The organism is Pseudaeromonas paramecii (genome assembly GCF_039540575.1).
Lineage (GTDB): Bacteria > Pseudomonadota > Gammaproteobacteria > Enterobacterales > Aeromonadaceae > Pseudaeromonas > Pseudaeromonas paramecii.
This window is the reverse complement of sequence record NZ_BAABFC010000001.1, coordinates 479,188-503,494: the sequence shown is the minus strand read 5'-3', so window position 1 is coordinate 503,494 and position 24,307 is coordinate 479,188. Positions and strand designations below refer to the sequence as shown.

Below are 24,307 nucleotides of genomic sequence, written 5' to 3'. Positions count from 1 at the left end.
GCAGCTTTCCTCACGCCAGCCCGTGGGATGCCTCCACTGGCGTCGGGCAGCGACCCAACAGGCGCAGATCCCCCTCTGCGCCTTCTTCTTCCAAGGTGACGGCAAAGCCCCATAAGCGGTGCAGGTGTTTGAGCACCTCAGGGTGGCTCTCATCCAGCGGCACCCGCTGGTGGGGCACGTAGCGCAGCCGCAGGGTTCTGTCACCCTTCAGATCCACATCGAATACCTGAATGTTGGGATCCTGGTTGCTCAGGTTGTACTGGGCCGCCAGGTTTTGCCGCAGCTGCCGGTAGCCATCCTCGTTATGGATGGCGCCAATCTTCAGGTAGTTGCGCTGATCGTCGTCCTCGATGGCAAACAGGCGGAAGTCCCGCATCACCTTGGGGCTCAGGAACTGGCTGATGAAGCTCTCGTCCTTGAAGTTCTCCATGGCAAAGTGCAGGGTGTCGAGCCAGGGGGTACCGGCATAGTCGGGGAACCAGTGTCTGTCCTCCTCGGTGGGGGTCTCGCAGATCCGTCGCAGATCCCGGAACATGGCAAAGCCCAAGGCATAGGGGTTGATGCCGGAATAGTGGGGGCTGTTGTAGGCCGGCTGGGCCACCACATTGGTGTGGCTGTGCAAAAACTCCAGGATGAAGCGATCCGTCACCAGCCCCTCATCGTAGAGATGATTGAGGATGGTGTAGTGCCAGAAGGTGGCCCAGCCTTCGTTCATCACCTGGGTCTGCCGCTGGGGGTAGAAGTACTGGCTGAGCTTGCGCACGATGCGGATGATCTCCCGCTGCCAGGGTTCCAGCAGCGGGGCGTTCTTCTCCACAAAATAGAGCAGGTTCTCCTGGGGCTCGGCGGGGAAGCGGTGTTGGGTCTGCTGGTTTTTCCGGGCGCTGGGCAGGGTGCGCCATAGCTCGTTGACCTGGGATTGTAGGTACTCTTCCCGGCGCTTTTGCCGCCGCTTCTCCTGGGCCAGGGAGAGCTTCTGCGGCCGCTTGTAGCGATCCACCCCCTGGTTCATCAGGGCATGGCAGGAGTCCAGCAGGGATTCCACCTCGTCGATGCCGAACTTCTCCTCGCACTCGCTGATGTAATGGCGGGCAAATACCAGGTAATCGATGATGGAGTCGGCATCGGTCCAGGCCTTGAACAGGTAGTTGTTCTTGAAGAAGGAGTTGTGGCCATAACAGGCATGGGCCATCACCAGAGCCTGCATCGGCAGGGTGTTTTCCTCCATCAGATAGGCGATGCAGGGATTGGAGTTGATGACGATCTCGTAAGCCAGCCCCATCTGGCCGCGCTTGTAGTGCTGCTCTGTGCTGATGAAGCGTTTGCCGAACGACCAGTGGTGGTAGCCGATGGGCATGCCGACACTGGAATAGGCGTCCATCATCTGTTCGGCGGTGATCACCTCGATCTGATTGGGATAGGTGGTGAGGCGATAATGCTGGGCCACCCGCTCTATCTCGGCCTGATAGCGATCCAGCAGGGCGAAGGTCCAGTCTGGCCCGTCGGGCAGGGGGGGGCGCTTGGTCTCCATAACACCTCCTAGGCGGCCTGTTTCTTAAACAGCTGACGAAACACCGGCAGTATGTCGTCGGCCTTGCGGATGTTCTCCATGGCGAATCCGGGGAAGCGCTGGGCCAGGTGCTCGTACTGGTACCAGAGGCTCTGGTGGGCCCGCTGGCTGATCTCTATGTAGGCGTAGTAACGCACCAGCGGCAGGATTTGCTCCTCCAGCAGTTGCCGGCACAGGGGGGAGTCATCGGCCCAGTTATCGCCATCGGAGGCCTGGGCGGCATAGATGTTCCACTGATCCGCCGGGTAGCGGGCCTGCAAGATCTCCTTCATCAGCTTGATGGCGCTGGAGACTATGGTGCCGCCTGTCTCCTGGGAGTAAAAGAACTCCTGCTCGTCCACCTCCTTGGCCTGGGTATGGTGGCGGATAAACACCACCTCCACGTTCTGGTAACTGCGGGCCAAAAACAGGTACAGCAGGATATAGAAGCGCTTGGCCATCTCCTTGGTGGCCTGATCCATGGAGCCGGAGACGTCCATCAGGCAGAACATCACCGCTTGGCTGGTGGGCACGGCCCGCTTGACGAAGTTGTTGTAGCGCAGATCGAAGGTGTCGATGAAGGGCACCTGGCCTATCTTGGTTTTCAGGCTCTGGATCTGCTGATCTAGCCAGGCCAGCTGCACTGCATCGGGCTCGGGGGCCATCAGGGCCTGGTGGCGCTCCTGCTCCAGCCGGGCCAGCTCGCGTTTCTTGCCGGCCTGCATGGCCACCCGGCGGGCCAGGGAATTTTGCAGCGAGCGCACTATGTTGATGTTGCTGGGCACGCCATCGGCGGTATAGCCGGCGCGAAAGGTCTTCATCTCCACCAGCTTGCTGGCCTGGGTGGATTGCAGGTTGGGCAGTTCCAGATCGTCGAACAAGATATCCAGGTACTCGTCCCGGGAGAGTTCGAAGACGAAATCGTCCTGGCCTTCCCCCTGATTGCTGGCGTCCCCCTGGCCGGCGCCCTGGCCCCCCCCGCTGGGCCGCTCCACCTGCTCGCCGGTGACGAAGCGATCGTTACCCGGGTGCACCAGATCCCGGTGCCCGCCCTTGCCCAGATGAAACTGGGGCTCCAGGATATCCTTGGCCGGGATGCTGACGCTCTCGCCCTGCTCGATATCCTGGATGCTGCGCCGGGAGACAGCGTCGGAGACGGCTTTCTTGATCTGCTGCTTGTAACGGCGGATGAACCGTTGCCGGTTCACCGCACTCTTGTTCTTGCCGTTAAGCCGCCGATCGATGAAATGGGCCATAGCTACTCCTCATACTGCATACGACCTTAGGCGGACTTGCGCACCCGCAGGTACCACTCGGACAGCAGGCGCACCTGCTTGCGGGTGTAGCCCTTCTCCATCATGCGTTCGACAAAGTTCTCGTGTTTCTTCATCTCGTCGGCCGAGGTCTTGGCATTGAAGGAGATGACCGGCAGCAGATCTTCGGTATTGGAAAACATCTTCTTCTCGATGACGCTGCGCAGCTTCTCGTAGCTGGTCCAGTTGGGGTTGCGACCGCCGTTGTTGGCCCGGGCCCGCAGCACGAAGTTGACGATCTCGTTGCGAAAATCCTTGGGGTTGCTGATGCCGGCGGGCTTTTCGATCTTCTCCAGCTCACTGTTGAGGGCGCCGCGGTCAAACAGCTGGCCGGTTTCCGGATCCCGGTACTCCTGATCCTGGATCCAGAAGTCGGCATAGGTGACGTAGCGGTCGAAGATGTTCTGACCGTACTCGGAGTAGGACTCCAGGTAGGCGGTCTGGATCTCCTTGCCGATGAAGTCGATGTAGCGGGGCACCAGGTAACCCTTGATGAATTCCAGGTACTTGTCGTGGATCTCCTGCTGGAATTGCTCCCGCTCTATCTGTTGCTCCAGCACATAGAAGAGGTGCACCGGGTTGGCGGCCACCTCGCTATGGTCGAAGTTGAACACCCGGGAGAGGATCTTGAAGGCAAAGCGGGTGGAGAGCCCTGTCATGCCTTCGTCTACCCCGGCATAGTCCCGGTATTCCTGATAGGACTTGGCCTTGGGATCCGTGTCCTTGAGGCTCTCGCCGTCATAGACCCGCATCTTGGAATAGATGCTGGAGTTTTCCGGATCCTTGATGCGGGAGAGCACGCTGAACTGGGCCAGGTAGCTCAGGGTGCCGGGGGCACACTTGGCATTGGCCAGCTCGCTGTTTTGCAGCAGCTTCTCATAGATGTGGATCTCCTCGGAGACCCGCAGGCAGTAGGGCACCTTGACGATGTAGACCCGGTCGAGGAAGGCCTCGTTGTTCTTGTTGTGCTTGAAGTGCTGCCATTCCGACTCGTTGGAGTGGGCCAGTATGATGCCCTCAAACGGCAGGGCCGAGAGCCCTTCGGTGCCGTTGTAGTTGCCTTCCTGGGTGGCGGTGAGCAGGGGGTGCAGCACCTTGATGGGCGCCTTGAACATCTCGACGAACTCCATCATGCCCTGGTTGGCCCGGCACAGGGAGCCGGAATAGGCATAGGCGTCGGCGTCGTTCTGGGCGAAGTGCTCCAGCTGGCGGATGTCCACCTTGCCCACCAGCGAAGAGATGTCCTGATTGTTCTCGTCACCGGGCTCCGTCTTGGCGATGGCGATCTGATCCAGGATGGAGGGGTAGACCTTCTCCACCTTGAACTGGCTGATGTCGCCGCCGAACTCGTGCAGCCGCTTGGCGGCCCAGGGTGACATTATGCTGCGCAGGCAGCGGGTCGGGATGCCGTACTCCTGCTCCAGCAGCTTGCCATCCTCGAGTATGTCGAACAGGCAGAAGGGGTGATCGTTCACCGGCGAGCCTTGCAGCCGGTAGATGGGTACCTTCTGCATCAGCGCCTTGAGCTTCTCGGCCAGGGAGGACTTACCGCCCCCCACCGGGCCCAGCAGGTAGAGGATCTGTTTGCGCTCCTCGAGGCCCTGGGCGGCATGCTTGAGGTAGGCCACGATCTGCTCGATGGCCTCTTCCATGCCGTAGAAATCCTTGAAGGCGGGATAGCGGTTGATGATGCGGTTGGAGAAGATGCGGCTTAAGCGCGGATCCTGTGCCGTGTCCACCTGCTCTGGGGTGCCGATGGCCATCAGCAGGCGCTCGGCGGCCGAGGCGTAGCAGCTCTTGTCCTCTTTACAGAGTTCGAGGAATTCCTGCAGGCTGTAGACTTCCTGGCGGGATGCCTCGTAGCGTTGTTGATAATGCTCGAAAATGCCCATGTACCACCCCCAAAGACGTCGTGTTACCACTGCCCAGCTCGGTTGGCTCAGACTGATCTGGCCCTGTGGGTCCTTGATCAAGCCTAGTCGAGTGACGGCCAAAGCAAAATCCAACACCCCGATTCCTAAGCCTTTTTAGCCGGCCTGTCTAGCGGTTTATGACTCACTCATCCCGCAGGGCCGCCACGGGATCCAGCGCCATGGCCCGCACCGCCGGCAGCAGGCCGGCGGTCAGTCCCACCAGGGCGCTAAAGCCCAGGGCGGCCAGCAGGTAGTGCAGCTGCCAGTCCAGCGGCAAGCCTGGCCAAAGCCCATGCAGGATCAGGGCCAGCAGGCCCCACAGCAGCAGGCCCAGCAGACCGCCCAGCAGGGCCAGCAGGCTGGCCTCCGCCAGAAACAGCGACAAGATCAGGCCCGGCGAGGCCCCCAATGCCCGCAGCAGGCCTATCTCGGTGAGGCGTTCCTGCTGGGCTATGGTCATGATGGTGAAGATACCCACGGCACCGATGAGCAGGGAAACCGTGCCCAGGCTGCCGATGGCCAGACTGAGGATGCCCAGTATCTTGTCCAGCGAACCCAGCATGTCCTCCTGGGAGTAGAGGGTGAAGTCGCGGCGGCCGTGGCGCTGGGTCAGCCGCTGGTCTATCTGTCCCAGCAGGACCTGGGTGGGGATCTGGGCGTCGTAGATGACATCCAGCTCCATCAGGCCTTCCCGGTTGAACAGGTTCTGGGCCAGGCCGGCGGGGATGAAGATCATGTCGTCCAGATCGAAGCCCAGAAACTGCCCCTTGGGGGCCATGACCCCCACCACCCGAAAGCGCCAGGAGCCGATGCGCACCTGGGCACCCAGGGCCGGCTGGCCGGCAAACAGCTCCTGGGCCAGGGTGTGGCCCAGCACCGCCAAGGGGCGGGCCTGTTGTGCCGGCTCGTCGGGCAGAAAGTGGCCCTGGGCCAGGGTGAAACGCCACCCTGCGGCGGCTTCATGGTTGGTGCCCAGTATGCTGGTGTCCCGGCTCAGCCGCCCGGCCTTCACCTGGCCTGTGCCGGAGATCACCGGGATCACCGCCTGAACATGAGGCAGGCGACGCAGCCAGTCACCATCCTCCAGGCGCAGGGGGCGGCTGCTGGCCAGCAGGCCATTGGGGCTGGCGGGGTTGTCGCTCACCCCCGGGGTGATGGCGATGACCCGGCTGCCGAATTGGGAGAAGCTCTCCAGCAGATAGCCCCGTAGCCCTTCGCCTATGCCGGTGAGGGTGACCACGGCGGCGATGCCGATGGCGATGCCCAGGGCACTGAGCAGGGTTCGGCTGCCGCTGCGACTCAATGCCTTGAGCACCCAGGCCAGGCCATCTTGCGGGCGCATCACAGGCGCCCCCGCAGGCTGGCCACCGCCGGCAGGCGAGCGGCGCGGGCCGCCGGCAGCCAGGCAAACAGCAGGCCTGTGCCCAGGGCGCAGGCCAGGGCCGCCAGGGCTGCCCAGGGGGGAATGGCCAGCGGGAAGCCGGGGTAGACCCAGCCGCTTAAGGTCACCAGCCCGTAGCCCACGGCCAGCCCCAACAGACCGCCCAACCCCGTCAGCAGCAGGGCCTCGGTGAGCAGCAGCTGCAGTATGAGCCGGGCCGGCGCCCCCAGGGCCTTCAACAGGCCTATCTCGGCGGTGCGCTGCCGGGCGCTGACCAGGCTCAGGTTCATCAGCAGGATACCCGCTACCAGCAGGCTGATGGCGCCTATGCCCACCACCGCCAGGGTGAGGGTGGCCATGATGTCGCTGAAGGTGGCCAGCATGGCGTCCGGCTGCAGCAGGGTCACATCCAGGTTGCCCTGGTGGCGCTGACGCATCAGTTGCTCCAGCCGCTGGGCCAATGGGGAGAGCGGCTGACCATCACGGGCCTGAATAAACAAGCGGAACAGCGCCTGGGTATCGTAGAGCGCCAGGGCACTGCCCACCGGGATCAGCAGGCTGTCGTCCAGCTGCCAGCCCAGGTTGCTGCTGGCGCTATGAAACACCCCCAGCACCCGAAAGCGTCGGTCGTCGATGCGGATCCATTGTCCCAGGGGGGAGCGTGCGGCAAACAGCTCCTGGGCCAGGCCGGCCCCCAGCACACAGACTGGGGTGGCCTGGGTCGCCGGCACATCCGGCAAGGGGCTGCCGGCCACCAGGCGCAGCTTGTGGGTGGTAAAGAAGGTCATGGTGGTGCCCAGCACGGGTCTGTGGCGGCTGCGGGCGCCCTGCCGGATCTGGCTGTTGCCCACCACCAGGGGGGCCAGGCGGACGCGGGGCAGCTGGCGCGCCAGGAAGGCCATGTCCTCCAGGGTGATGTCCCGCAGGCTGGCCCCCAGGGGCGGCAGGCCGCCAGTGGTCTGCTTGCGTCCCGGCAGCATCACCAGCAAGTCCTTGCCCAAGAAGGCAAATTCGGCCGCCACATAGCGGCGGGCGCCTTCCCCCAGGGCGGTGAGCAGCAGCACGGAGCAGACGGCGGCGGCCACGGCCAGCAGTTGCAGGGACGAGCGGCCGCGATGCCGTGTCAGGGCCTGGTGGGCAAACGCCAGGCAGTCGCTTAGGCGCATGGGGCCTCCCCTCGGGGCACTGCTCCCTCCGCTGCACCGCTATCGCTCACCAGTCGCCCGTCGGCCATGCGCAGCTGACGGGCCGCCCGCGCCCCCAGCGCCCCATCATGGGTCACCAGTATGAGGGTGATCCCGGCCTGCTGGTGCAAGGACTCCAGCAGGTGCATCACCTCCTGGCCGGACTGGCTGTCCAGGTTGCCGGTGGGTTCATCTGCCAGCAGCAGGGGTGGGGAGAGGGCCAGGGCCCGGCCGATGGCCACCCGCTGTCGCTGGCCGCCGGAGAGCTGGTGGGGCAGGTGGTGGGCGCGTTCGCTCAGGTTCAATTGATCCAGCAAGCTGGCGCAGCGGGCCGCCCGCGCCTTGGGCGACCAGCCCGCCAGCACCAGGGGCAGGGCCAGGTTTTCGGCGGCACTCAAGCGCGGGATCAGGTGAAAGGACTGGAACACGAAGCCGATCTTTTCTGCCCGCAGCCGCGCCAGGGTCTGCTCGCCCAGTGGATTGATGAGCTGGCCGTCCAGCCGATAGCTGCCGCTGTCGGGTCGGTCCAGCAGTCCCAGCAGGTTGAGCAGGGTAGACTTGCCCGAGCCGGAGGGGCCCATCACCGCCAGGTATTCGCCCTGCCTGATACGCAGATCCACCCGGTCGAGCCCCATGACGGTCTGACCGCCCAGCACGAAGCGGCGGCTCGCCTCGGTCAGCTCGACAAGCGGGGTCTCACTCATGGCGGATCTCCACCGACATGCCGGCCCGGTACGATAGCTGACCCGGTTGCAGTACCAGCTGATCCCCTTCTTCCAGTCCGCCCAGCACCGCCACCCAGTGCCAGTTACGTAGCCCCAGCTCAGGCTGCACCCGCGTCAGGCGGCCCTGCTGGTAGCGCAGTACGCTCTGATCTGTGTCCAGCGCCTCCAGGGGCAGCCGCAGCACTGCGGCGGCCTCATCCGTGATCACCTCCAGATCGGCGCTGTAGCCCACCAGCAGGGGCACATCGGCGGGCAGAGGGGTAAAGTCGGCCTCCACCGCCACGGTGCGGGCCTGCTTCTCTTCGGCCAGCACATAGGGGGCGATGCGCCGAACCTGGGCGGCGAAGCGGCGATCCGGCAGGGCATCCAGTTGTATCCAGGCTCGCTGCCCCACCTTGAGGCGGGCGGCGTCCACCTCGTCCATGGGCGCGGAGACATAGAGGCAGCCGTCATCGATGAGATCCACCACCGGGGGCATGCTGATCCCGGGGGGCGAGGGGGTCATGTATTCCCCAAGCTTGCTGTTGATCTTGGCCACCACGCCGGCAAAGGGCGCCCGCAGTTGCCGCTGGCTCTGCTGGGCCACCACCTCGCCCAGGCTGGCATCATCCACCGCCACCTGGGCCCGGGCCACCCGGCAGCCCAGCTGCTGACTTTGCGCCTGGGTGCGCAGCTCATCCAGGAGGGATTGGGCCGCCAGATCGGCCCGGGCCAGCTTGGCCAGCCGTTCGGCCTGGCGCTGGGCCAGCTCGGCCTGCAGGCACTGCTGGCGCACCAGCAGGGCATCCCGGGCCAGGGCCTGCGCCAGGCGCCGTTGACTCTGGTCTAGATCCTCCTGCCACAGACGCAGCAGCGGGGTACCTCGGGCAACCCTGTCCCCTTCCTTGACGTAGATGTCCGTCACCACGCCGCCTTGGGGCAGGCTCAAACCGGCGCGCTGGCAGGACTCCAGGGTCCCGGCCCGGCTATTGACCAGGCTGACGGTGAGTTCGCCGCGGCCGAGCCGGGTCAGGCTGACCTGAGGGAGACTGGGGCGGCCTAGCCACCACAGGCCGAACAGCAGCAAGGCGAACAGGGGCAGGCCGAGCAACAATAGGCGTTTCATGGCACCTCCTTGAGGTCTCACTAAGGAGTGTGGCACCCCAGGGTGGGGAGTGGGCGACCGTGTCGGCCGTTTATGTGATCCGCGCGGCGTAGTAGACTGGCGCTCCCTGAGCTTGTCTGTGGATCCAAGGTGCGTTTTCTCCATTATCTGTTGCACGAGCTGCCGCGGGCCTGGCGGCGGGCCAGTTGGCCGGTGCGCTTGCGGCGTGTGCTGCTGGGCCTGTTGCTGCTGTGGTTGTTGTGGTTGAGCTGGGTGTTTGTGCAGCTGTGCTGGTATCGCAGCCATGCCCCAGGCAGCACCGCCTTCATGCAGGAGCAGTTAAGCGTCCTGCAGGAGACCCAGCCCAAGGCGCGTCTGCGGCAGCAGTGGCTGCCCTATGGGCAGATCGACCGGGATCTTAAGCGCGCCTTGCTGGTGGCCGAAGACTCCGGCTTCATGGATCACCATGGCTTCGACTGGGAAGGGATCCAGGTCGCCTGGCGCAAGAACCTGGCCAAGGGGCGCATCGTGGCGGGGGGCTCCACCATCTCCCAGCAACTGGCGAAAAACCTGTTCCTCTCCTCGGCTCGTACCCCCTGGCGCAAGCTCAACGAGACCCTGATCACCCTGATGCTGGAGGCTGTGCTCAGCAAGCAGCGCATCCTGGAGATCTATCTGAATGTCATCGAATGGGGGCAGGGAGTGTTCGGCGCCGAGGCGGCGGCACGCCACTACTTCGGTCGTAGTGCCCGCAGTCTCTCCGCCAGCCAGGCGGCCTATCTGGCGGCCATGGTCACTCGCCCGCGCTATTACGAGCAGCACCGTCACCATGCGGCCCTGCTGCGCAAGCAACGCATCCTGCTGGCGCGGCTCTATCAGGTCCGCATTCCCTGAGCGCCGTGGCGGGTGGCTCTAGAGCCACTGATCCAGCAAGGCGGCCAGCCGCTGAGCCAGTTCTATCTCGTCATCCTGCCATTCTCGGGCCCGCTGCTCCTGGGTCAGCAGCAAGACCCCCTTGGCGGCATGGGCGGGGCCGATGCGCTGGGCCAGCAGTGACTGGATGTGCCTGGGGGCGAGGAAGCTGGTGTCGGCCTCTCGGCTGCGCAGATCCGCCCTGGCGTGATGGGCATCCAGGAAGGGGTGGGCCGGCAGGTAGTCAAACAGGGCGGCAAACTGCCCCCGGGGCAGCGCCGGCTCCTTGAACTCCCGGGCACTGGGGCCGTGATAGGTGAGCAGGTTCTCAAGGGTGTCGGTCTGGTAACGCCAGATGCCGACCCGGTCCAGCTCCAGCAGTTGGCAACAGTCCTGGCACAGCTGCCGCAGCCGATCCCCCAGGGGCTGCTGGCTGAGCTGCAGGCAGCGCCCCAGCAAGGTCAGCTCCTGGGACAGCCGTGCCTCGCGCCTGTGTTGCTGCTGTTGCAGGCGATGAGCCGGATCCCGGTTCTCCAGCAGGCCCCACAGGCTGGCCGCCGGTAGCTGGCTGCCCTCCGCCGCCCCCTGCAGGCGCACCCACAGACTGCCGCCCGCTGGCAGATGCCAGGGGCCTTCAAATTGCCAGGCTTCCCCCTGCTGCCAGCTGAGCTCCAGCCGTTGGCGCAGCCGCTGCGCCTCGGCCGGAGGAAAGTGGGCCAGCAGGCCGGCGCTGTCCTGTACCGCCGCAAAGGCCTCCTGGGCGGGGGTGAGCCAGTGCCACAGATCTGCCTGCACCTCCCAGCGCCAGGCCAGGGCACCGGTTTGCTCAAGGGCGCGGGCCAGTTGGTGGTGCTCCTGCCGCTGCTGCTGGCTGTTACGCAACCAGTGGCTGATATCCCGTGCCTCCAGCAGCACCCGGCTGGCGCCCTCCGGCGTGGCCGGCAAAGGGTGGATCAGCAGATCCAGCTGGCGGGGAGTCTCATCCTGACTGGGCAGCGTCAGCAGACGGCGCAGCCGCTGCCCCTGACGTTGCGCCAGCTTGACACTGTGCTTGATCTCGCCGGCCAGCTGGGGATCCTGGGCCAGCGGCGGTAGACTCCACAGGGGGCGGCCCAAGAGGCCGGACTCTGGGCTGCCCAACGCCTGGCACAGGGCCGGACTGATGCTCAGCAGGTGGCCCTCGCCATCCAGCAGGGCCAGCAGGGTGAGACTGTGTTCCAGCAACAGCTGCTGACGGCGCCCCTGGGCGGCCCTGGCCTGTTGCTGGCGCAGCCGCTGCAATTCGGCACTGAGTCGGGGCAAATAGGGCGCCAGCCAGCCATCGAGCAATCCGGCCGGGGGCAGGGGGGCATGGTGCAACAGGCACAGGATGCCGATGGGCGTCTGCTGATCATCCCGCAGCAGCCAACCTTGGTAGCTGGCGTGGCTGTGCTGGCCCAGGCGCCTGTCCCGGGGGAACTCCCGATACAGGGGGCCATCCAGCCGGCAGTGTTCCCATTCCAGGGTCCACTGGCCCGGCCCCTTCTCCAGCAGGTAGTTTTCCGGCGCACAAGCCTGACCCTGCTGCCACTGGGCCAGGCCATAGGCCACCAGCAAGCCGTCCTTGCGGGGCGCCAGGTGGGAGAGGGCCACATGGTCGATGGCCAGTTGGCGGGCCAGGCAGCCGGTCAGGGCATCAAACAGGGCCTGTTCCTGCACTGTGGCGCACGCGAGGGCCAGTTGTTGGGGCAGTTCGGGCGCCATGAAGAGTCTCCGGCAGAGGGGGTCTCTTGAGTGTGGGCCAAGGGGGGCGGGCGGAGCAAACCCAGACCGCCGACGGGCTCGGCAGGCCGGCGGCGGGAATTGCCTTGGGCTGGGCGGGGCTTTGGTTTAGAATGCGCGGCTGTTTATCCACTCCATCAGACGGTCACCTTATGCTCCATATCCCCAATTTCGACATCATCATCCGTTGGTTGCAGCAGGGCCAGATCCCGCATTACATGTGCGATCAGTGCCATGGCATCCACATGGTGGATGTGCAGTCCATGGAGGGGGTGCTGGAGAGTCGCCTGTTCGTGGAGAGTGAAGGCCTGCTGCTCAGCACCGAGCTGGAGGTGCGGCCCAGCGGCCTGCTGCTGCTGGTCTCCGAGCTGGGGCGGCTCAACATGAACTACCCGGCGCTGAAGATCTTCGTTGACGTGGTGGATGACAACCTGCCGCGGCTGATGGTGTGCGCCAGCGCCTATATCGAGGCCGGCATGACGCCCGAACAGCTCACCCTGTTTGTGCAGCGCACCCTGGCCGCCACCCAGCAGCTGATCAGCGAATGCGAGCAGTTGGGGGTCTTGAATCCGCCCGAGAGCGGCTCGGATCTGCGCGCCGTCCACTGACAGCCACTGCCGATCCTGTCTCGTTTGTCACCTACTGTTGTTTTATGCTGATAGCTAGCCAGATTACCGACTTAATCTGCTAATTAGGCGTTGATATCAGCATAACTACTCACTATAGTGCCGCCTCTTTTTTATCGCGCGGGAGTGGGCACTATGCGACAGGATCTGGGGTTGGGGGCGCTCATCGCCCTGGTGTTCAGCTCCATGGTGGGGGCGGGGATCTTCAGCCTGCCCCAGAACATGGCCCAACAGGCCCAGGTGGGTGCCATCGCCCTGGGCTGGCTCATCACCGGGGTCGGCATGCTGGCCCTGGCCTGCGTCTATCAGCGCCTGGCGCTGCGCCGTCCGGATCTGGACGGCGGCATCTTCACCTATGCCCGGGCGGGCTTCGGTGACTTCATCGGCTTCAACGCCGCCTGGGGCTACTGGGTCTGCCAGCTGCTGGCCAACGTCTCCTATGTGGTGGTGCTGTTCAGCGCCCTGAGCTACTTCACCGACCGGCCCGGACACACCTTACTGGGTGAGGGTAACACCCCGCTGGCCATTGGCCTGGGTTCCGTGCTGGTGTGGGGCGTGCACCTGCTGATCTTGAAGGGGGTACGCCGCGCCGCCCTGGTTAACCTGGTGGCCACCCTGGCCAAACTCATCCCCCTGCTGGTGCTGTGCGTGGCCCTCTTGCTGGCCTTCCACCTGGAGACCTTCCGCCTGGATGTCTGGGGCGAGCAAGCCCTGGGCGGCGTGCTGGAGCAGGTGACCTCCACCATGAAGGTGACCCTCTGGGTGTTCATCGGCATCGAGGGGGCCGTGGTGGTCTCCGCCCGGGCTCGCCGTCGGCAGGACGTGGGTCGCGCCACCCTGATCGCCCTGCTGGGGGCCCTGGCCCTGTATGTGATGGTGAGCCTGTTCGCCCTGGGGGTCATGAGTCAGCCGGAGGTGGCGGCGCTGAAGAACCCGTCCACCGCCGCCATACTGGCGCAGATCGTTGGGCCCTGGGGCGCCTGGCTCATCAACATCGGCATGGTGATCTCCGTGCTGGGCGCCTTTTTGAGCTGGACCCTGCTGGCCAGCGAGGTGCCTTTCATCGCCGCCCAAAGCGGCCTGTTCCCCCGTTGGTTCAGCCGCCTGAATCAGCACGGCACGCCCAAGCACGGCCTCTGGGCCACCACCCTGCTGGTTCAGCTGTTCCTGCTGGTGATCCTGTTGCAGGAGAGCACCTATCTGGCCCTCGTCAACATCACCACCTCCGCCGCCCTGGTGCCCTATTTCTTCTCCGCGGCCTACGGCCTGAAGCTGGCCTGGCAGGATAGGGCCCGTGCCCAGGCCTCGGCGCAGGATCTGCTGCTGGGGGCCCTGGCCAGCGGCTATGGCCTGTGGCTGGTATATGCCGCCGGGGTGGAGTACCTGCTGCTGGCCACCCTGCTGTATGTGCCGGGCCTGCTGATCCTGCACCTGGCCCGCCGGCAACGTGGCCAGACCTGGGGACGCGCCGAGGCACTGGGGGGACTGATCCTCGTGTGTCTGGCGGCCTGGAGTGCCTGGCGCTGGGCACAGGGGCTGCTGGGCTAGGGTTTCGCCGCCGGCATCCGGCAGGTAATATGCCCCCTTCAAGGAGGAACCATGCTGCTTAACGCCCTCATCATGTATCTGCTGGCCGGCGCCTGCTCCGGGGTGCTGGCGGGTCTGTTTGGCATCGGGGGCGGGCTCATCGTCGTGCCCCTGTTGCTGGTGGCCTTCCATCTGCAAGGCCTGCCCGAGGCGGTGATCACCCATCTGGCGGTGGGCACCTCCCTGGCCACCATCGTCTTCACGTCCTTGAGTTCGGTGCGGGCGCACCTTAAGCGAACCCAGCTGGATTGGATCCTGGTGCTGCAGATGGCCGTGGGCATGGCCATGGGCGCCTTCCTGGGCGGCATGCTGGCCGCCGATATCCCCGGCTGGATGCTGCAACGGCTCATCGGACTGTTTGCCCTAGCCATCGCGGTGCAGATGTGGTTCAACCTGAGCCCGGGCGGGGGGAAGGAAGCCGGTGAGACGGTGGCGCGGGCGCCGCTGGAGCGGGGCCTGGTGGGGAGCGGCATCGGCCTGCTCTCCGCCCTGTTTGGCATCGGTGGTGGCTCCATCACCGTGCCCTATCTGGCCTGGCGGGGGCTGCGTATGGCCAAGGCGGTGGCCACCTCGTCGGCCACCAGTATCCCCATCGCCCTGTTTGGCGCCGCCAGCTACATGCTCAACGGCTGGGGGGAGGCGAGCCTGCCGGCCCACAGCCTGGGTTATGTCTACTGGCCGGCCCTGCTGGGTGTGATCAGCACCAGCGCCTTCACCAGCAAGCTGGGGGTCTGGCTGGCCCACCGCTTACCGCCCTTGGTGCTGCGCCGCGCCTTCGCCCTGTTGCAGCTGGGCATCGCCTGCAAGTTTCTGATCTTCAGCTGATTGTTCGTTTTTGGCGCACTTGGTGCGCTCGCGGGGCAAAAGCGTTGCATTCAGGCTGTCGGCTGGGTAGACTCCAGCCCGTTGTTATGGGGGCTCTGTTGGTCCTCCCGCATCGGAATCTCTTCGACCTGGTCAGGACCGGAAGGTAGCAGCCAAGGGGAGTCTTCCGAGTGCCGGGATGTGGCTGGCAGAGCCTCCACCATTTCTGCTAAATCAATAAGTTAGCCAGCTGAGCACGCTTGGTCATCCACTTTGTGTGGACGAACTTAAGGTACTCTCTATGAATCTCTGGCTTAAGTCCCCACGGTATCTGGTACTTCCGCAAGGTCACCACGCTACCTTGTGGCAGACGCAAAGAAATCAAGAAGACACTCAGAACAAGAGACGAGTTCGTCGCCAGGCAGAAGATACGGGTTTGTTCGCCTGTTTATGCCCATCCGAGGGCAAGAGACGTTTTGGGCGTCTCTTCGAGGAAGCTAGAGGGGTGGCCCAGATCCGGCGAATCGCCACAAGATAACGCCCACCGCCGGATCAGTCTTGGTTACCCATTTCGCTTAAACAGAGATGTCTGTGTGCGGCATTGAGATAACGTGGCGGTCTTTCCCCAATAATGCGTGTCGTGTCTTCACTGTCTGGAGTTGGGTCAGCCACCATTGCAGTGCCTTTCCTTGGCCGAGCTTGCTACCTCTTTGCCAGGCGTAACTGGGTTGAATTTGCTGTGTGGCTCGCTCGACCGTCTTAGCGACCAGTCGGCCACTGTCGATATAGGGCTGGGCGAGATGGCTGGGCAAAAAACCGGCGCCGAGGCCACGGATCTGAGCGTCGAGTTTGCTGGACATGTCGGCGACGGTGAAAACATCCTGACCGGCCAGCAGGCCGATGCTGAGTGTTGAACCCTGTCGCACAGAATCGGCAATGGCGACTGCCCTGTGCTGACGGATCACGGCATCGGTCAAGGGCTCGGGCAGGCAGGCTAGGGCATGATGTGGTGCCACCGCAAACACAAAGCTGAGGGTGCCCAGTGGTTCGCGCAGCAGTCCTGGTTTGGTGTTGTCGTCCATGACCACCCCCAGAGCCAGATCGGCCTGTCCTGAGGTCAGCGCTTCCAGGGTGCCGGATAGTGTCTCAGTGCGCAGTCTCAGTCGGGTCGGTGGATCCAGGTGCAAGAAAGCATCACAGAGTTCCATCATCGCCGAACGGTCAATAATGCTGTCGACGGCGATGGTGAACTGGGACTCCCAGCCGGTGGCCACCCGCTTGACCCGATTGGCAATGGCGTCAATCTCGGTCAGCAGCCGGGTTCCTTCACGCAACAATTCAGCCCCGGCGGCGGTGAGCTTGGCCTGTCTGGTGCTGCGGTCGAACAGCAATACATCCAGGGCCTCCTCCAACTGTCGAACACGGTAGGTGAGGGCGCTGGGCACCATGTTGCAGGCCCGTGCCGCGGCGGCAAAACTGCCCGCGTCAGCTATCAGTTGCAGCATGGCGAGGGCACTTGGCGTTAGAACATCACGAGGCGTTGGCATCAGGAGCGTCCCGAATCTTGAGAGCCTGAATCATGCCGACAAAGGCGGCAGCTTGTCGAGCTGCCACCGCATGATCCCTTATCCCTTATCCCTTATCCCTTATCCCTTATCCCTTGCGACGAGCGTCCAGGCTCCAGGCGCCTGCGCCCCAGGCGGTTAGCGTCAACAGGCCACCGACCACGGCAATGTTCTTGAAAAACAACAACTGAGTGACGTACTGCTGATCGGCCGGCACCGCCCAGTAAGGGTGAAAGAAGAAGGAGGCAACCAGTGTGAACAGCGCCAGGATGAGGGCGGCAATTCGGGTTTGGAATCCGAGGATCACGGCCAGGCCGGCACCGATTTCCACCACAATGGCGATGAGGGCGCCGAGGGTGGGAAAGGGCAACCCGGCGGAGGCAATATAACCGACGGTGCCGGCAAATCCGGTTAATTTGCTGATGCCGGCCGGCAGAAACAACGAGGCCAATAACAGGCGACCGGCGACCATCAAGAGTTGGTGAAACGTATTTGATTGGGCATTAGGCATGGGAATCTCCTTTTTTAATTAAACATCAGGCCGTCAAATCAAAGACCAGGACTTCGGCATCGTTGCCGTCGCTTAAAACAATCTGTGCCTCACCCTCAAGTTTGATGGCGTCGCCTGCCGATAGGCGTTCGCCATTCACGGTCAAGTTTCCGCGGATCAGATGAACATACGCCTTGCGCTCCGGGTTCAGCGCCAGCCTAGCCTGTTCATCCCCATCAAATAGCCCAGCGTAGAGGGATGCATCCGCATGGATCAGCACAGATCCGTGGGCGCCATCCGGTGAGGCGATCAGGCGCAAAGCCCCCCGTTTTTCGGCTGCTGGAATGGTCGTTTGGGCATAGCTGGGAGGGATGTCCAGCTGATTGGGTTCAATCCAGATCTGCAGAAAATGCGTGGTCTGACCGACAGCATGATTTAGCTCACTGTGGGTGACTCCCGAGCCGGCACTCATTCGCTGAATATCGCCCGGTGGAATGGTCGTGACATTGCCCATGTTGTCCTGATGGGCCAGTTCACCACTGAGCACATAGCTGATGATTTCCATGTTGCGGTGGCCGTGGCGCCCGAAACCCGTGCCGGGGGCTATCTGATCTTCATTGATGACGAGCAGATTGCCCCAGCCACTGTGTGCCGGATCGTAATAGCCAGCAAAAGAGAAGGAATGATAGCTCTTGAGCCAACCATGATTGGCATAGCCGCGCTCATTAGATTTGCGAAGTTGCAGCATGTTTACCCCCTGTTCTCGATGTGACCATCTTAGCCTTGATTGATCGCTATGAGGGCGATGCGGTTTGACGATGTAATTCAAATTTTTTGAATGTAATTTGCCAGCCTCTCTGGATATCAGGGGGTGGCTGGGGCTTGAAGGGGTCTGTTAAATGGCCGCCATTACGCCTCGCCAACCGACTCCCCGATGGCGTAGAAGTGGCCCCCCGCCACGTGGTGCAGGCTGCGCAGGGCGGGATCGGCGTTCTCAAACTGCCAGTGGCCGTCCCGAAACACCGCCGGATCGGCCCAGGCGGCGGTCACCTCGCCGATAAACAGATCATAGGTTTGCTGGTTATGGGGCTCGGCAATCAGGCGACACAGCAGGTAGGCGCTGCAGCCGGCCACCAAAGGCTGATCCACCGCCGGTACAGCCAACAGTTGCACGCCGGCGTGGCGCAGCTTGTCGGCATCCTCGGCCAGGCTGACGCTGCCCACCGCCAGGGTCAGATCCCGCTGCGCCACAGTCGGGATCTGCACCACAAACTGCCCGGCCTGTTCGATCATGGCGCGGGTGTGGCTGGCCTTGTCCAGCACTAGCGTGAGCTTGGGCGGCAGGAAGTCCAGCACGCAGACCCAGGCTGCCGCCATCACGTTATCCACGCCGGCGTGACGGCAGGAAACCAGTACCGTGGGGCCGTGATTGAGCAGGCGATAGGCTTTGTCCAGCGGCACTGGATCCAGGGGCTGGGGGATATCTGTCAGGGGCAACAAAGAGGGGATCATAAGCATTCCGCGTGGGGTCAAGGTGGGCGCCATGATAACGCCGCCACCAGGCTTCGCCCAAGGGATGGGCTCAAATGAAATTAATCTGATTCAGTTCAAATTTACCTCCATTGAGGTATGGTCTGACGGTGGAGGAGCGCCGATTGAGCGCCAACTGTTCAGCAATACGTACAAGAAGGGAGCCGACGATGAACAAACTGATGTTGTGCCTGCTGTGTGCCAGCCTGTCCCTGTCCGCCTACGGGGAGGACGAAAAGACCCAGGTGCTGCTCAAGAGTGAGAAGATCTCCGGGGTGATGAAGGTGTGTGTCTACAGCGGTGGTGCCGTGGAGACCAAGAAGATCAAGGAAAAGTGCAAGCCCACCATCAAGAAGTAAGGCGAGTGGCGTGATGATGGAAACGCCCGGTCGAAGCCGGGCGTTTTGTTGTGGCGACGGCGATGAGACTGCCGTGACTTTTGGAGCGCCGGTTCGCCCTCGGCAAACCGGCTAGTCTGGCTGGCTTTGCCGGATCCGCTGCGCCAGCGCTGCCAGGGCGGCATCGTCAGCGCGGTCGGCATCGTGGGAGGAGAGATACCCCTGATAGTGGGTAAAGAAGTGCCGCTGACGGGATTCGATGGGCCGAAAGTGGCTGCCTTCACCGGTGCCGTGCATGGGAAACAGCTTGCTGTGCAGATGGTCCACGCCAAAGCCCTCAAAGAACATGCCGGTGCGGCCCACATCGTCGAAGGCGGCGTCCAGCAGGCGGGCCACCCGCTTAGTGGCCAGCACCAGCTTGGCCAGCACGGCATCGTCCTGCTCAAAGGCATAACTGCCATGATGGGCCTTGGGGATCACCACGCTGAAGCCCTCGGTATTGGGGTAGATGGACAAGAAGGCCAGGTGTTCCTCATCTTCCCAGATGCGGTGGCAGGGCGCGCGGCCGGCCACCATGTCGCAAAAAATACAGCCCATCTTGATCTCCTTGAGATGGATTAGCCTCACTCGGGTCGGACAGTGTGCCGCCGCTTGCGGGAAAACCGCAACGGCAATCTGGCGGCGGCTCACCCGCTGAAACCTGACGTTGCACAAATCTGCATCAGGTCACAAATTTGAAAGCGTTGCCAGCTTGACTGAGAGGCAAAACAGACAATCCTGCTGCCATGGCTGTGAGCCGGATCACGTGTCTGCCGAGCTTGAAACCGTTACAGTGGCCGCGTTTTTTTTAAGGTAATACGCACCACAGACAGCGAGACATAATAAATGAAGAAACCACGTCTATCTTTTTGGCAAATCTGGAACATGAGTTTTGGCTTTCTCGGCATTCAGTTTGGCTTTGGCCTGCAAAATGCTAACGTCAGCCGTATCTTCGAAACCCTGGGCGCCAGCATCGATCAGATCCCCATCCTGTGGATCGCGGCGCCCCTGACCGGCCTGCTGGTACAGCCCATCATCGGCTATTTCAGCGATCGCACCTGGTGCGGCCTGGGCCGTCGCCGACCCTACTTCCTGGCTGGCGCCATTCTCTCCTCCCTGGCGCTGTTTGTGATGCCCAACAGTCCGGCCCTCTGGGTGGCGGCGGGCATGCTGTGGATCCTGGATGCCTCCATCAACGTCTCCATGGAGCCGTTCCGTGCCCTGGTGGCGGATAACCTGCCTTCCGAGCAGCGCACCGGGGGCTTTGCGGTGCAGACCTTCTTCATCGGCGTGGGCTCTGTGGTGGCGTCGGCCATGCCCTACCTGCTGACCAATGTGTTTGGCATCGCCAACACGGCGCCGGAGGGCATGATACCCCCGTCGGTGAAGTACTCCTTCTATGCCGGTGGCCTGGTGTTCCTGCTGGCCATTCTCTGGACCGTGTGGCGCACCCGGGAATATAGCCCGGCGCAGCTGGCCCAGTTTGATGGGGCTGACGTGGCGCAAGAGGAGGAGTCCTCCGGCGTCAAGGCGGCCCTGGGGGATCTGCTGCGGATGCCCGCCACCATGCGCCAGCTGGCCCTGGTGCAGTTCTTCAGCTGGTTTGCCCTGTTTGCCATGTGGATCTACACCACCTCGGCGGTCACCAGCCATCTGTACGGCACCACGGACTCCAGCTCTGCCCTGTATAACCAAGGGGCGGACTGGGTGGGGATCTGCTTTGCCACCTACAACGGGGTGTCTGCCCTGGCCGCCTTCGTGCTGCCCTGGCTGGCGCAGCGCATTGGCCGCAAGGGCGTCCACGCCGTCTGCCTGGTGCTGGGGGGCATCAGCCTGCTGGGCATGAGCTGGGTCAAGGATCCCCAGTTCCTGCTGGTGAACATGATGGGGGTGGGCTTTGCCTGGGCCTCCATCCTGTGCATGCCTTATGCCATCCTGGCGGGCTCCCTGCCGGCGCGTCGCATGGGCTTCTACATGGGGGTGTTCAACTTCTTCATCGTGCTGCCCCAGGTGTTGGCGGCCGGCATCCTCGGCTACTTCACCAAGACCTTCTTCGGTGGCGATGCCATGCTGGCCCTGGCGCTGGGCGGGGGATCCATGCTGTTGGCGGCCCTGCTGACCCTCTGGGTCAAGGACGTGGACGAGACCCTGTCCCAGGCCCAGGACGATCGCCAAGCGGTTGCCGCTACGGCCTGATGGCGTCATCGACGATATTTTGTTAAATGGCGTGATCATAAGACCATGCCTGTTCTGTGAAGGCGCCGCGGGCGCCTTTTTTGTTTATGGAGGCCTGCCCTCGGGCTAGGGGCGGGGGGCCGGCTTGCTGGCATTCAGGCTGGTGGCGCCGTGATAGAGGAGGGCAGCCCAGCCGGCGATCAATAGCAGGCCGCCAATCGGGGTGATTATCCCCATGGGCCAGTGAGCCAGGATCAGCAGATAGAGGCTGCCACTAAAGCACAGGATCCCGCCGACAAAACAGGCGGCAGCCACTCGCAGGCTGCGGCCAGGATGCGTCACCTGCCGCTGGCAGACCCATAGCAGCGCCAGGGCATGCCAGAGCTGATACTGCACCGCTGTCTGGAGCACCGCCAGGCTCTCTGCCGGCAGGCTCGCCTTGAGCCCATGGGCGGCAAAGGCCCCCATGGCAACGGCGCTCAAACCCGCCAGGGCGGCAAACATCAACTCGCTTCTCATGGATAATGACTCCTTGTGGATGGGCTGTTAGGCGTAACAGCCAGGCAACGACGGCGCCTATCATAGCCAAAGCCCGAGGGCGCCGATACGGGGAGGACAACCCCGGATCCACCTGTTGGATATGACAGTCAGTGTGCCTGAAACGCTTTGCAAGGATGCGCGGCAGTTGAATCCTGTTTTGGCTCTGGCAAGCTGGCACAGCGTATTCCTTTGTGGATTTTGGCCCCGCCTCGGCGGGGCCTTTCTTTTATTGTCTGCCGACACAAGACAAGCCGCCGTTGTAGAAGTAACCAGTTGAATGCACAGGGGGGGAATTTCGTTGACGCTGACGAGGGGCCTTGGGTATGATGCGTGCCCGTTGTAGGGGGAGGCGAGACGTCTCTCCTCAGGCGGCCAGTGTGGGTAACCTCCAGTCGGTGATTAGCGCAGCCCGGTAGCGCATCTGGTTTGGGACCAGAGGGTCGTAGGTTCGAATCCTACATCACCGACCACCCGTGCGCCCTTAGCTCAGTTGGATAGAGCAACGGCCTTCTAAGCCGTGGGTCGCAGGTTCGAATCCTGCAGGGCGCGCCATCTTCCGATGGCAGGGCACCGCAGTGTCGGCAGGTTAACCGGCAGGTCGTTACAACCAGTCAGTGGTGGCTGTAGCTCAGTTGGTAGAGTCCAGGATTGTGATTCCTGTTGTCGTGGGTTCGAGCCCCATCAGCCACCCCATCTTTTAGGTTGTCGTCGTCAACGGCAACCAGCCCTTTTGCGGAAGTGGCGAAATTGGTAGACGCACCAGATTTAGGTTCTGGCGCCTTTGGCGTGTGGGTTCAAGTCCCACCTTCCGCACCATGATTGAACAAACAACCCGGCCTTTGCGCCGGGTTGTTTGTTTCTGCAGCCAGAAAAGAACAGTGGCTTTGCCTCAATTCGGCCTGAAAAGATCTGACGGCTCTCCCGGAATAGGTGCTGGATTCATGCGCCCCTTTATCTCGGTCTGATATGGCATTTTACATCTCGCATCGGTTTTGTTATTGGCTTGTTTCGGAATTAGAGCTTTCATCCAAAAAAAAACTAAAAAACGTGATTTTATGACTGGGTTTTGTATGGCTCTTTGCTTGTTAACTGTAATAGAATCCAGAAAATTCAAATAAAACATGATGATATGAGCACGATCACACTTCGACAGGCACTGGGTGTTCTTGCCAAGTCTTCTCCTTTTTCTGTTTCAACGGTCAGCGAGCGTCCCAGGGATCTCTATGACGAGCTGAAGGCTTACCTCTATGTCGAACAGGACATCGAGAAGGACTTCAAGAAGTTGCTGACGTCACTGCGTGGCAAAGAGGTGATATTCCTCTGCGGTAGCAGTGGAGATGGAAAGTCCGAGATCCTGACTCGCGCTTATGATACCTACCGCCACCAGTTTCACTTTCACCTCGATGCCACTCACAGCTTTCAGCCTCATCAGTCGGCTATTGAGGCGCTGGATGAGCTGTTTGACCGATCCAGCACCGAACAACGCCCTTTGGTGCTGGGGATCAATATTGGCATGTTGGCCAACTACGCCAAAGAAGGGGCAGAACGTCACCATATCATTCGTGAGGTGATAGAGCGGTTCCTGCAACAGGGAGATCGCACCTATCACAGTGAAAGTGATGCGGCTCCGTTCGAACGGTTTCATTTTCTCGATTTCGAGCAATACCCCAAGTTTCAGTTTCAGACGGGGGAACGCGGCTATTCGGACTTTGTGCGTCAGCTGCTGCAACGGCTGACCTGCCAGGATGACCGCAATCTCTTCTATCTGCTGGCCAAGCCGCAGCTGGCGTCGGGCGACGATCGGCAACTGATGGCTAATTTCCGCCTGTTGGCTATGCCGTCGGTGCAGGAGGAGGTGATCACCAACCTGTTCAAGACACGGCTGTACAAGGATCAATTCATCACAACACGGGCGCTGCTCGATTTGCTGCACCATCTGCTGCTCGGTCCGGGATACCTATTCGACAATCTGTTTGCCGGTTCAGATAACGAGTTAATTGCTCGGCTTGGCGAGTTTGATCCGGCGCTGATTCACACCCGCGCACTGGATCAATTTGTGCTGCGCTATGAGCTGGACCTTCCGGATCCGGATTTGGATACGTTTTTGCTGACCCTCGGCGAGCTTGGCATTGTGTTCAACCCTGAGCGGGAGACGGCTGGTGAGGCGGCCTCGTTGATTCGGCTGTTCTATCTGTTGCGTCATCAGTCGCTTGGCAACGATTATCATCTTGCGTTTGCCAGTGAATTTGATGAAGAGCTGTTGCGCAATTATGCCGACGTCTGGCTGCAGCATAGCGAGTTTGATGGCAGCAATGAGCACAAATTGGCGCTGAGGCCTTTCTATATCAATGAGCTGATCCCAGCCGTTTTTCGCTACGCCAATCGTAATGCCCCTGAGCTGGAGAAAGGCGAGTGGTTCTTAGGCCAATTTGGCACCGTTAAGCTGGCCGCACCTATCACGATCAAAGCCGATTTCGCCCGCATTCAACGTGAACATGTCGAGAAGAGCTCGCAGTTTCAGGCGTTTCTCAAAGTTGCAGACAAACATGCGCTCGAGCGGGATCTCAAACCCATCACCATCAATTTGAATCTGTTTGCGTTGCTATGGCGTCTTAATCGCGGCTATCGGCCAAATAAATACGATAAAAATGCCATCGTCTTGCTCGACGAGATGGTCGAGCAGATCAGTGAGGTCGCGCGGCACAGTCCGGCGCTGAGATTTTATGAGGGTGACCGCTGTTATAGCGCCAGTCAGGATGACGGCATGATTGCCGTTAGTGGGGTGAGCTAA

The 24,307-nt window shown here is 62.2% G+C and carries 21 protein-coding genes, 4 tRNA genes and 1 other RNA gene; 12 read left to right on the top strand and 14 right to left on the bottom strand.

From position 1 onward, the window contains the following. Positions 1–10: 10 nt before the first annotated feature. From ABD847_RS02485 to ABD847_RS02455, 7 genes are all read right to left on the bottom strand, one after another. Positions 11–1,531, bottom strand: a complete 1,521-nt coding sequence (locus ABD847_RS02485; RefSeq protein ID WP_345009698.1) for a SpoVR family protein — start codon at positions 1,529–1,531, stop codon at positions 11–13. Between the two features lie 8 nt (positions 1,532–1,539). Beyond that, positions 1,540–2,805: a YeaH/YhbH family protein gene (locus tag ABD847_RS02480; RefSeq protein ID WP_345009696.1), complete on the bottom strand. Its 1,266-nt coding sequence runs from the start codon at positions 2,803–2,805 to the stop codon at positions 1,540–1,542. Positions 2,806–2,831: 26 nt separating this feature from the next. Further along, the gene (locus ABD847_RS02475; RefSeq protein WP_345009694.1) at positions 2,832–4,754 is read right to left on the bottom strand and encodes a PrkA family serine protein kinase; all 1,923 of its coding nucleotides are present in this window, start codon (positions 4,752–4,754) and stop codon (positions 2,832–2,834) included. A gap of 163 nt (positions 4,755–4,917) precedes the next feature. After that, complete coding sequence (locus ABD847_RS02470; protein ID WP_345009725.1) at positions 4,918–6,117, bottom strand: ABC transporter permease; 1,200 nt, start codon at positions 6,115–6,117, stop codon at positions 4,918–4,920. Further along, a complete protein-coding gene (locus ABD847_RS02465) occupies positions 6,117–7,322 on the bottom strand; it encodes an ABC transporter permease (RefSeq protein ID WP_345009692.1) in 1,206 nt (401 codons plus the stop codon). Before ABD847_RS02465 ends, ABD847_RS02470 begins: the two co-directional genes overlap by 1 nt. Further along, positions 7,313–8,044 (bottom strand): ABC transporter ATP-binding protein, encoded by a 732-nt coding sequence (locus ABD847_RS02460; RefSeq protein WP_345009690.1) that lies wholly within the window; start codon positions 8,042–8,044, stop codon positions 7,313–7,315. Before ABD847_RS02460 ends, ABD847_RS02465 begins: the two co-directional genes overlap by 10 nt. Continuing rightward, on the bottom strand, positions 8,037–9,170 hold the full coding sequence (locus ABD847_RS02455; protein ID WP_345009688.1) for an efflux RND transporter periplasmic adaptor subunit: 1,134 nt from the start codon (positions 9,168–9,170) through the stop codon (positions 8,037–8,039). The genes ABD847_RS02460 and ABD847_RS02455 overlap by 8 nt, the downstream gene beginning before the upstream one ends. A 129-nt stretch (positions 9,171–9,299) precedes the next feature. On the opposite strand from ABD847_RS02455, the gene mtgA reads away from it, so the two are divergent. Then, a complete protein-coding gene (gene mtgA, locus ABD847_RS02450; RefSeq protein WP_345009686.1) occupies positions 9,300–10,043 on the top strand; it encodes a monofunctional biosynthetic peptidoglycan transglycosylase in 744 nt (247 codons plus the stop codon). Between the two features lie 18 nt (positions 10,044–10,061). Here the strand turns inward: mtgA and ABD847_RS02445 are convergent, their stop codons facing one another. Continuing rightward, positions 10,062–11,804: a GAF domain-containing protein gene (locus ABD847_RS02445; protein ID WP_345009683.1), complete on the bottom strand. Its 1,743-nt coding sequence runs from the start codon at positions 11,802–11,804 to the stop codon at positions 10,062–10,064. Positions 11,805–11,974: 170 nt separating this feature from the next. On the opposite strand from ABD847_RS02445, the gene ABD847_RS02440 reads away from it, so the two are divergent. From ABD847_RS02440 to ffs, 4 genes are all read left to right on the top strand, one after another. After that, the gene (locus ABD847_RS02440; protein WP_345009681.1) at positions 11,975–12,430 is read left to right on the top strand and encodes a type III secretion system chaperone family protein; all 456 of its coding nucleotides are present in this window, start codon (positions 11,975–11,977) and stop codon (positions 12,428–12,430) included. A gap of 153 nt (positions 12,431–12,583) precedes the next feature. Continuing rightward, positions 12,584–13,996: a basic amino acid/polyamine antiporter gene (locus ABD847_RS02435; protein ID WP_345009679.1), complete on the top strand. Its 1,413-nt coding sequence runs from the start codon at positions 12,584–12,586 to the stop codon at positions 13,994–13,996. 51 nt (positions 13,997–14,047) lie between these two features. Further along, positions 14,048–14,860 carry a sulfite exporter TauE/SafE family protein gene (locus tag ABD847_RS02430; protein WP_345009677.1) on the top strand — a complete coding sequence of 271 codons (813 nt, stop codon included), beginning with the start codon at positions 14,048–14,050 and terminating at the stop codon, positions 14,858–14,860. A 96-nt stretch (positions 14,861–14,956) separates the two neighbouring features. Beyond that, positions 14,957–15,053, top strand: an RNA gene (ffs, locus tag ABD847_RS02425) — signal recognition particle sRNA small type. A 361-nt stretch (positions 15,054–15,414) separates the two neighbouring features. Here the strand turns inward: ffs and ABD847_RS02420 are convergent. The 4 genes from ABD847_RS02420 to ABD847_RS02405 all read right to left on the bottom strand — a co-directional run bounded on the left by ABD847_RS02420 (position 15,415) and on the right by ABD847_RS02405 (position 18,406). Beyond that, positions 15,415–16,344, bottom strand: a complete 930-nt coding sequence (locus tag ABD847_RS02420; protein WP_345009675.1) for a LysR family transcriptional regulator — start codon at positions 16,342–16,344, stop codon at positions 15,415–15,417. Positions 16,345–16,492: 148 nt separating this feature from the next. Further along, positions 16,493–16,915 (bottom strand): DoxX family protein, encoded by a 423-nt coding sequence (locus tag ABD847_RS02415; RefSeq protein ID WP_345009673.1) that lies wholly within the window; start codon positions 16,913–16,915, stop codon positions 16,493–16,495. A gap of 25 nt (positions 16,916–16,940) precedes the next feature. Further along, the gene (locus ABD847_RS02410; protein ID WP_345009671.1) at positions 16,941–17,642 is read right to left on the bottom strand and encodes a pirin family protein; all 702 of its coding nucleotides are present in this window, start codon (positions 17,640–17,642) and stop codon (positions 16,941–16,943) included. Positions 17,643–17,803: 161 nt separating this feature from the next. After that, positions 17,804–18,406, bottom strand: a complete 603-nt coding sequence (locus tag ABD847_RS02405) for a flavin reductase family protein (protein ID WP_345009669.1) — start codon at positions 18,404–18,406, stop codon at positions 17,804–17,806. Positions 18,407–18,594: 188 nt separating this feature from the next. On the opposite strand from ABD847_RS02405, the gene ABD847_RS02400 reads away from it, so the two are divergent. After that, entirely contained in the window at positions 18,595–18,783 is a 189-nt protein-coding gene (locus tag ABD847_RS02400; RefSeq protein ID WP_345009667.1) for a hypothetical protein, read from the top strand. 111 nt (positions 18,784–18,894) lie between these two features. Here ABD847_RS02400 and ABD847_RS02395 read toward each other — a convergent pair whose 3' ends face one another. After that, a complete protein-coding gene (locus tag ABD847_RS02395) occupies positions 18,895–19,359 on the bottom strand; it encodes an HIT family protein (protein WP_345009665.1) in 465 nt (154 codons plus the stop codon). Between the two features lie 288 nt (positions 19,360–19,647). Between ABD847_RS02395 and ABD847_RS02390 the strand changes: the two genes are divergently transcribed. Then, positions 19,648–20,997, top strand: coding sequence for an MFS transporter (locus tag ABD847_RS02390; protein ID WP_345009664.1), 1,350 nt, complete (start codon positions 19,648–19,650; stop codon positions 20,995–20,997). Between the two features lie 105 nt (positions 20,998–21,102). On the opposite strand, the gene ABD847_RS02385 is transcribed toward ABD847_RS02390, so the two are convergent. Beyond that, on the bottom strand, positions 21,103–21,495 hold the full coding sequence (locus tag ABD847_RS02385; RefSeq protein ID WP_345009663.1) for a DUF423 domain-containing protein: 393 nt from the start codon (positions 21,493–21,495) through the stop codon (positions 21,103–21,105). Between the two features lie 414 nt (positions 21,496–21,909). Here ABD847_RS02385 and ABD847_RS02380 point away from each other — a divergent pair. From ABD847_RS02380 to dptF, 5 genes are all read left to right on the top strand, one after another. After that, positions 21,910–21,986 (top strand) — tRNA-Pro (locus tag ABD847_RS02380). Between the two features lie 5 nt (positions 21,987–21,991). Then, positions 21,992–22,068: transfer RNA gene (locus ABD847_RS02375), tRNA-Arg, on the top strand. Positions 22,069–22,133: 65 nt separating this feature from the next. After that, a tRNA-His gene (locus tag ABD847_RS02370) sits at positions 22,134–22,209 on the top strand. A 39-nt stretch (positions 22,210–22,248) separates the two neighbouring features. Next, positions 22,249–22,332, top strand: a tRNA-Leu gene (locus ABD847_RS02365). Between the two features lie 313 nt (positions 22,333–22,645). Beyond that, positions 22,646–24,307 (top strand): DNA phosphorothioation-dependent restriction protein DptF, encoded by a 1,662-nt coding sequence (gene dptF, locus ABD847_RS02360; RefSeq protein ID WP_345009661.1) that lies wholly within the window; start codon positions 22,646–22,648, stop codon positions 24,305–24,307.